Source organism: Roseomonas sp. KE0001, assembly GCF_016107285.1.
Taxonomy (GTDB): Bacteria; Pseudomonadota; Alphaproteobacteria; order Acetobacterales; family Acetobacteraceae; genus Pseudoroseomonas.
On sequence record NZ_RCVQ01000042.1, the window covers coordinates 1 to 838 of the forward strand.

1 protein-coding gene is annotated in these 838 nt (G+C 61.0%); it reads left to right on the forward strand.

The window, feature by feature from the left end:
* Positions 1–50: 50 nt before the first annotated feature.
* Positions 51–785, forward strand: coding sequence for an IS6 family transposase (locus tag D9598_RS20885; protein WP_075800922.1), 735 nt, complete (start codon positions 51–53; stop codon positions 783–785).
* Positions 786–838 lie beyond the last annotated feature (53 nt).

Genomic DNA, 838 nt, shown 5'->3' on the forward strand with positions numbered 1-838 from the left:
GGTTCTGTTGCATCGTTTGCGGGTCGAGGCGATCGCAGCCATGCTGGGACATGGCAAGACGGCGACTGGCGACACTTCGGGCGGATCTGACCTTCAAAGGCCGGCAGTTCACCGCCGAGGTGATCCTCTGGGCAGTTCGTTGGTACCTCATGTTCCCGATCAGCTACCGCGACCTCGAGCTCATGCTGCAGGACCGCGGTGTTGCCATCGCACACACCACCATCTTTCGCTGGGTCCAGGCCTATGCACCGGAACTGGAGCGACGGCTCCGGCCCTATCTGCGTATGTCCAACGGGTCGTGGAGAGTCGATGAGACCTATGTTCGGGTGAAAGGCCGCTGGATGTACCTGTATCGCGCGGTCGACAGCCGTGGTCAGACCATCGACTTCCTGCTCTCGGCCAAGCGCGACGCGAAGGCTGCAAAGCGCTTCTTTCGCAAGGCGCTGCGGCAGCCGCACACGGTAAACCCGCGCACGATCACAGTGGACAAGAACCCAGCTTACCCGTGCGCCACGGCGGAGATGAAGGCAGACGACGAGCTGTGGCGCTTCGCCCGGCTACGACAATGCAAGTTTCTCAATAACATTGTGGAACAAGATCACCGGCGCATGAAACGCTTGGTCAGACCAGGGCTTGGCTTCGGCGGTTTCGATACGGCGCGACGAACACTGGCAGGCTACGAGGCGATGGCGATGCTCAGAAAGGAGCAGGTACACGAGGTAGGCGGACGAGACATGCGGGCCCAAGCCAGCTGTGTGGCCGAGTTGTTCCAGGTCGCCGCCTAATCCGAAACCTACCGCGGCCATTTGCGACTTGCTGCGAACTTTGCAACGGAACC

Excerpts from the sequence above, each read along its gene's own strand:
- D9598_RS20885 (WP_075800922.1), top strand. The coding sequence starts at position 51 with ATGGCAAGACGGCGACTGGCGACACTTCGGGCGGATCTGACCTTCAAA.